Raw genomic sequence first — 6439 nt, 5'->3', positions numbered from 1 at the left:
AGCGCAGCCCTCTGCACTTCCCCTTTCCCCAGCACATTCCGCCCCATGCAACATGCTCAACGGGACAGTTTGGGAGCACCGGTGCCTCTTAGATTCTTAGGATATATGGATACGCTGGTGCATTTTGGCCGTTTTGGCCTTGCTCTGCTGGCAAATTCAAAAATTGACAGTTGGCTGGTGGCCAACTAAGGTTGGCTGGTGGCCAACTATCGAGGCGAGGGATGGGCAGGATTTCACTTCACGAACTGCGGCGCATGGGGGTGTCTGCGGAAGACATTGAAGCGGCGAAGGTCACTCAGCTGGCGCAGCGTCGGACCGGCGCGCCCGTGCAGTCCATCAGCGTCATTGTCGGGGCTGCAGAACAGCGTCAGCGCACTAACCCGAACCCTCCTGTCGATCTGACGGCCCGCGCCCTGCACAAGCGCGGCGCCTACGACCAGGCGGCACTCCTGCTAGATCAGCAGGCCTTGCGGGAAAGCAGCCCCGAGCGGGCTGCTATGGCGCGGGAAGCCGCTCTGGCGGCCAAGGAACTCTCCGCCAGCAATCAGCTTGAGTTCGACTTCTTCGGAGGGGGCAACGTGTCCATTGCATTCCAGTATCAGGACGCCGTGACAGAACGCGTGTTCTCGGCGGCAAAAACTCCGGCGCAGGCCTTCCACGCGCAGGCGGTGCTCTGGCAGATCACCCGCAATCTTGGTTGGCAGTCCTATGAATGCACCAAGACTGCCGCTGACCTGTGTGAAGTCATGCGGACCGATAAGGGAGACATGGCCCGCGCTCTGGACCTTCTGGAGCAGGTGGGGGCAATCCGGCGTGTAAAGCGTGGGCGGGTCAAGATCATCACCGTAACGCCTGAAGGAGCTTTCCGGGGCAACGTGCATAACCATGCGCAAGCCGTCGAACGCTACAAACTTGACGTAATCGACGGCGGGAAAACGGAACAGGCGCCCGAGTAGCAGCCGACCAGACCAGGACCGGACCTCAGAACCAAGACCGACCGGATCCGACCGCCTAAGGAAACCACTCGTGGCGCTAACGCTGAATCAAGCGGCTAAGATTTGCAGTCGCTCTAAGTCGACCCTGCTCGATGCCATTCGCAGTGGGCGCATGAGCGCGCCCAAGGATGATCGAGGCCGTTACGCCATAGACCCGGCGGAGCTGCACCGGGCATTTCCGTTTCAATCTCAGGACCGGTTGCCTGACCGGTCTCCGGAACCGCAACCGACCATCAGTAAGAACCAGACAGAACCGACTGATCTCGCCTTAAAACGTGAGATCGAACTTCTGCGCGAGATGCTGGCGAAGGCCGAAACCAATGCCGACCATTGGCGCGCCTTGGCTGAGCGGCAGCAGGCGTTTTTGGAAGATAAGCGGCTAAAAGAACCACGTACTCTTCTCCAGCGCCTTCTCGGAAGATAACACGAACTAACATTGTAAATTATAAAAAAGTCTCTGCGCGATAAAACAGTAGGTCCGCCATGGTAAAGAAGCCTGCCACAATAACCTATGATAAATCAGTTGATCTTTCTAATGCTCAGAAGCGTGCGGCAATATCGCGTCTAAATAAGCGCATTGCCGAACTTACTGCACTAGACTTTAATGCTGTTGCGGCCGCCAATGACGGAAATGAACTTGATGCACTTGCGCAAAAAGTGAACGCCACCTTAGCTGAAATATACGGCCAAAATAGCTACGAGTATGTCTCTCTCAAAATTGGAAGCTTACGCCCACAGTTCATTGCTTTTGTGCTTGGCCAAGACCTTTCTATTAGAGCAAACATGGACCAAGTCCGAGGCAAGGTTAGCAACGCAATCAGCCGCTTGAGCGCTCGGATAGAGCTGCTTAAAGAAAGTCTTGAAGAAGAGCCTGAAGATCAGGATGCCAAGGCCGTAAGAGCGTTTAATGGACTAGACCTACATCGAGACATTAACCGCGCAGCATCTCAATTATATAGAGATGGTCATTATGCAAACGCAGTCGAAAGTGCAGTAAAAGCTTTGAACAACCTTGTTCGCTTGCGAACTAGCCTCGAAGAAGATGGCTCCCGCTTAATGGAGGCTGCTTTCGGCGGAAAGAGCCCGAAGGTGGCATTTAATTCATTAGCAGACGAGTCTGACCGCAACGAACAAATAGGTTTTCTCATGCTTTTTAAAGGCGCGGTTGCAGGGCTACGTAACCCACGCGCCCACTCTTTTGTAGAAGATCGCCCCGAGCGAGCCTTAGAATTTATTGCTTTTGTCAGCCTCCTTGCCAAACTACTTGACGAAACAGATAACTAATACTTAACAATACGACTTGTGAAATACATCACATAAGCAACATATTAACGGAGTTTACCAGTAGATGCCAGTTTCCGACGCTCTTGCTAGATCTACCGTACGTCTCCATTGCGAGGATGGAAATCGTTCTAGTGTTGGAACGAGCTTTCTTTATAGAATTGGGGAAGGCGAGGTATGGACACCTCTACTTGTTACTAACCGTCATGTTGTTGAGGGTTTTTCAGTTGCTCACCTTTCATTTTCTCGTGCTACCGATCTAAGGGAGGCAGGACCCGAAAACTCCGAAAACGTCACTGTAAATAACCTTCAGAATCTTGTTGTTTACCATCCAAACGCAGATATCGACTTGGCTGCCGTTCTCCTTGGTCCAATTGTAAACCAATTAGCAGCGAACAATACCCCAATTAACCTTACCGCCATCCGCGAGGGCGATCTAGTTGATGACGACGTAGAAAGAAGAATTAGATTTGTAGAAGATGTTTTAGTAGTGGGGTATCCACAAGGCCTGTGGGATGAGCATAGAAATCTTCCCTTATTCAGAAGTGGCGTAACAGCATCGTCCCCTGTATTAGACTACAACAATGAGCCAAAGTTTCTAATAGATTGCTCAATCTATCCTGGATCGAGCGGCTCTCCAGTATTTCTCTATAATAGTGGCGTTATATTAGACGCGAGAGATAACTCTGCATCCTTTGGTGAGCGCGTGAAGCTACTCGGAGTAGTTTATGCAGTGCAGTTGTACCAGGCAAATGGCCATGTGACGGAAACAACCCCGGCTAACGCACGTGCAATGGCTAATATTGGCATACCAAGTAACCTTGGCGTCGTAGTTAAAGCGCGAGAAATACTTACGTTAGTGAACGAGGTCCGTAGGCTATCCGGCGGAAATTAGAAAGGCCGAGCAAATTGACAACTAGCCCCCGTCCACCCGCTCGGATTAGAGCATGCTGTAGGGCGGGCGGGAGCAGTTGGTTTGCGCCCTTACCAGACCTTCGCATACATTTGGCAGCTGGTGGAGCATCAGAGAAATTAGGTGCAGGACCTTGCCTATAATCCGTAATCGTGGCCGCTGTCGCGTTCCCGCCGCGCTTCTCGCTCCTGCTCCCGGATGTGCGCCTCGCGTTCCTCGACCAGCGTCATTCTTCTTCCAGCAACGCGTTCACCTGCTGCACCAAGCTCATGGTTTGCTTGGTTTGAGTGCTTAAGGACTGAAGCAACTGCGTCTGAAAATGCTCGATCTCGCGTTGCCTCCGCTCGATCGAGTCCAGGCGTTTTCGCACGGTCTCGGACAAGGTCTGCAACTGCTTCGACGTGGCTTCTGACGCTTCGAGCGAGGTCTCGGAGGTGCTGACCAATGTCTCGAACTGTGCGAGCAAAGCTCGCTCGAAGGGGGTTAGTTGGTTCATGGCTCACATCCCATTCGGCAGTTTGAGGCAGAGAAACGGCTGCTCGCCTTGGCAGATCATCGGTTCGGTTCCGTCCGGTAGCATCAGGTAGCTCTCTCCCCCGGTCCTGAAGATCGGAAACGGGTCCGGTGCGGGACTCATCCAGTGCCAGACTGACAAGCCCGCGATCACCAGCCATGTCACGATTAGCGCCACCCACCACCAGCGCGCGGTCAAGCGCACGATCTCCAACTCGTCGGCCATCATCAGGCTCGTGCCTTGGATATCGTTCTGCATGGTGCGCAGCGCGGCTTCGGATTGTTGCCTCAAGCTGCTCGCGAGCCGCGTCAGCTCGGCCGAGGTCAATGCCTCGATCTCGGCCGTCTGGCTGGACAGCCGCTGTTGCAACCGCGCGGTCAAGCTCTCGGTCATGAGTCCATTCCTTTTCGTAGATCCTGCCCTTCATGCGGAATTTCTCCCCGCTCTCTGGGTCGTGGACGGTCAGGTAATCCTTGCCCTGCCGGGGCACCTGCAATCCGGCCTCCTGCAAAGCCAGAACCATGCTCTTGCGATCCGTGACCCTCTCAGCCTCTACAAGCGCCGTGAGATAGGCGTGGATGCCTTCCCGGCCTTCCCGTAGCCGGAAGCCCTCATCGGCCCTCTCCGGGGCTCTGTGAAGCTCTGTGGCTCTGTCTGGGTCGTCGGGCCGCGCCCAGCCCTGAGACCAGTTCAGCGCGTCCCTGAGCGGCGCATAGGACCGTTCCCAGCCCGGGGGCGCCACGTTCAGCGCCTTGCCGGTGGTCAACTCCATCCGGGGCGTTACGAAATGCAGTTCTACCCGCCCGCCCTCGGTATGCTGATGGCGCACCCACGTGATGTCGTATTGTTCCGGGTCCATGCCCGCAAAGGCCAGACGCTCGAAAGCGTCCATAGCCTCCTGCTGCTGGACCTCGGTGGGCGCGTCCTCCAGGGCGAAGGACAGAACGCCGTGAGTGTAGCTCCACTTGCGGTCGATGCTGTCGATCAGGTCGCGGGTCCGCTCCATGTCGCCCCGCACCACCTCGGGCGGTGCATGGTCGCGCCCCTCGCGGTCCGCGGCGGTCAGGTAGTCCGCAATCTCGGCCCCGCCGCCGCGGCCCCCGCCCGTGAACTTAATCAGCATCGGCGGGCCGCTCATGCGCCGCCCGCAAGGCGGACAGTTCCCGGTCAATCTCGATCAGCCGCACCAGCAACGCCGCAGCCGGCACGGGCTGCCGGCGGTTCGCGGCGCGGGCCAGCTGGTTGAGGTTGTTCCCCATCCGCGCCAGTTCCCGCAGCAGATCGGGATCGACCCTTGGAGGCTCTCGCCGCTTCCGCAGGCGCTGCCCCCCAAGGGCAGAGCGCACCAGCTCCGACAGCGACACCCCCTTATTCTCAGCAATCTCCTGCCAGCGCCGCTTTTCCTCTGGTGTGGTGCGGATCTCGATCCTCATGGCAAAGACCTCATTCTGGGGTGCAGGGGCGATGCCCTTGTCGGGGTTCAGGGACAGGCCCCTTCCGACTGCCGGAACGGGGGGATTGAAGGGGGCCAGCGGCCCCCTCACAAGCGCGAAGGACGGACACGCAGTGTCCGGACAAGAGTATGCTTGCGATAGTGTTGCTTACAAGGGCACTAATCGGCACAATCCAAACCGGGAAACAGTGTCGGATGGATGTGCGGACCACGATGCAAAGCTATCTTGAAAAGCGCGATCCGACGAAAAACCTGGCCCGCTTCCACAGCCTCATGGTTCTTCCCGATCTCTTCGGGGGATGGACCTTTGAACGGGAATGGGGGCGGATCGGACAGTCCGGACAGGTGCGCCGCATTCATTTCCCCTCCCAGGAAGAAGCCACGCAGGCGCTCTTGGAGGTGGAGACGGCAAAGAAACGGCGGGGCTATTGGCTGCGCCCGCAGCAGTTAGGTCTGTTCTGATTTGGTTTACACTTGTAAGCTATCAGCTTACACATACCTATGATCAAGACCTTTGCGAACAAGCAGCTGAAGGCCCTCTGGGAAACGGGGAAATCAAGACTCGATGCGCGAATGCACGGCCGCATCCTGCGTCGTCTGGACGTCCTCGACGCTGCCACGGTACCCGAGGACATGAATCTGCCTGGCTTCGACTTCCACGCGCTGCGAGGCCACACACCGACCCGCTACACGGTCCATGTGAACGGCCCGTGGTGCATTACCTTCGAGTTCCGTGACGGCGACGCTCATGTGCTGGACTTCGAGCAATACCACTGAGGAGGCGAGGATGAGCCGCAACCCCGACCGCTGCCCGACGCATCCGGGCGAATTGCTGCGCGAGGACGTGATCCCCGCTACCGGCAAGCCCAAGGCCGAGATCGCCCGGATGCTCGGCATCTCGCGCCAGCATCTCCACGACGTCCTGGCCGAGCGCAAGCCCGTCAGCCCCGAGGTCGCGGTGCGCCTCGCCAAGCTGTTCGGTAATGCCCCTCTGGTCTGGATCAGGATGCAGGGGGCCTACGACGCGTGGCATGCTACCCGCGAAGTGGACGTCTCAGGTGTCCCCACCCTGATTGCCGCCGAATAGCCCCTCAGCGCGCTTTTGGGGCGTCCTGAGGCCTGTTCTTGTCCTTTGCCGCTTCCCGACCCCCACCTTGCTGTTACCCGCGCTGTCGTGGCCGCGTAGCGCAGCCCTCTGCACTTCCCCTTTCCCCAGCACATTCCGCCCCATGCAACATGCTCAACGGGACAGTTTGGGAGCACCGGTGCCTCTTAGATTCTTA

The 6439-nt window shown here is 57.3% G+C and carries 11 protein-coding genes and 1 pseudogene; 8 read left to right on the top strand and 4 right to left on the bottom strand.

Annotated features, from left to right (window positions below; translation table 11 throughout):
* The 5 genes from ABS73_RS12575 to ABS73_RS12555 all read left to right on the top strand — a co-directional run.
* Positions 1-189 (top strand): hypothetical protein (locus ABS73_RS12575; RefSeq protein ID WP_286693488.1); only part of this gene is annotated, 189 nt, incomplete at its 5' end.
* A 65-nt stretch (positions 190-254) separates the two neighbouring features.
* A complete protein-coding gene (locus ABS73_RS12570; protein ID WP_286693487.1) occupies positions 255-956 on the top strand; it encodes a winged helix DNA-binding protein in 702 nt (233 codons plus the stop codon).
* A 70-nt stretch (positions 957-1026) separates the two neighbouring features.
* Complete coding sequence (locus tag ABS73_RS12565) at positions 1027-1419, top strand: hypothetical protein (RefSeq protein ID WP_286693486.1); 393 nt, start codon at positions 1027-1029, stop codon at positions 1417-1419.
* 59 nt (positions 1420-1478) lie between these two features.
* Positions 1479-2279 carry a TIGR02391 family protein gene (locus tag ABS73_RS12560; protein ID WP_286693485.1) on the top strand — a complete coding sequence of 267 codons (801 nt, stop codon included), beginning with the start codon at positions 1479-1481 and terminating at the stop codon, positions 2277-2279.
* Positions 2280-2343: 64 nt separating this feature from the next.
* The gene (locus ABS73_RS12555) at positions 2344-3171 is read left to right on the top strand and encodes a S1 family peptidase (protein WP_286693484.1); all 828 of its coding nucleotides are present in this window, start codon (positions 2344-2346) and stop codon (positions 3169-3171) included.
* Positions 3172-3415: 244 nt separating this feature from the next.
* On the opposite strand, the gene ABS73_RS12550 is transcribed toward ABS73_RS12555, so the two are convergent.
* From ABS73_RS12550 to ABS73_RS12540, 4 genes and pseudogenes are all read right to left on the bottom strand, one after another.
* Positions 3416-3685: a hypothetical protein gene (locus ABS73_RS12550; protein WP_286693483.1), complete on the bottom strand. Its 270-nt coding sequence runs from the start codon at positions 3683-3685 to the stop codon at positions 3416-3418.
* Between the two features lie 3 nt (positions 3686-3688).
* Positions 3689-4096: a hypothetical protein gene (locus ABS73_RS12545; RefSeq protein ID WP_286693482.1), complete on the bottom strand. Its 408-nt coding sequence runs from the start codon at positions 4094-4096 to the stop codon at positions 3689-3691.
* A 352-nt stretch (positions 4097-4448) separates the two neighbouring features.
* Positions 4449-4826: pseudogene (locus tag ABS73_RS16840) on the bottom strand (relaxase/mobilization nuclease domain-containing protein); the annotation flags it as partial.
* Complete coding sequence (locus ABS73_RS12540; RefSeq protein WP_217847108.1) at positions 4816-5136, bottom strand: plasmid mobilization protein; 321 nt, start codon at positions 5134-5136, stop codon at positions 4816-4818. The gene ABS73_RS12540 and the pseudogene ABS73_RS16840, both read right to left, overlap by 11 nt.
* Before the next feature lie 233 nt (positions 5137-5369).
* On the opposite strand from ABS73_RS12540, the gene ABS73_RS12535 reads away from it, so the two are divergent.
* The 3 genes from ABS73_RS12535 to ABS73_RS12525 are packed head-to-tail and all read left to right on the top strand — an operon-like array spanning position 5370 to position 6243.
* A complete protein-coding gene (locus tag ABS73_RS12535; RefSeq protein ID WP_286693481.1) occupies positions 5370-5618 on the top strand; it encodes a WGR domain-containing protein in 249 nt (82 codons plus the stop codon).
* A 39-nt stretch (positions 5619-5657) separates the two neighbouring features.
* Positions 5658-5933, top strand: a complete 276-nt coding sequence (locus ABS73_RS12530) for a type II toxin-antitoxin system RelE/ParE family toxin (RefSeq protein WP_015061600.1) — start codon at positions 5658-5660, stop codon at positions 5931-5933.
* Between the two features lie 10 nt (positions 5934-5943).
* Entirely contained in the window at positions 5944-6243 is a 300-nt protein-coding gene (locus tag ABS73_RS12525) for a HigA family addiction module antitoxin (RefSeq protein ID WP_015061601.1), read from the top strand.
* The last annotated feature ends 196 nt before the right edge of the window (positions 6244-6439 follow it).

Origin of the sequence: Paracoccus sp. SCN 68-21 (assembly GCF_001724535.1) — a bacterium.
In the GTDB taxonomy this organism is placed as follows: domain Bacteria; phylum Pseudomonadota; class Alphaproteobacteria; order Rhodobacterales; family Rhodobacteraceae; genus Paracoccus; species Paracoccus hibiscisoli.
Note: the sequence above shows the minus strand (reverse complement) of the source record. Positions and strands in the feature narration are given on the sequence as shown.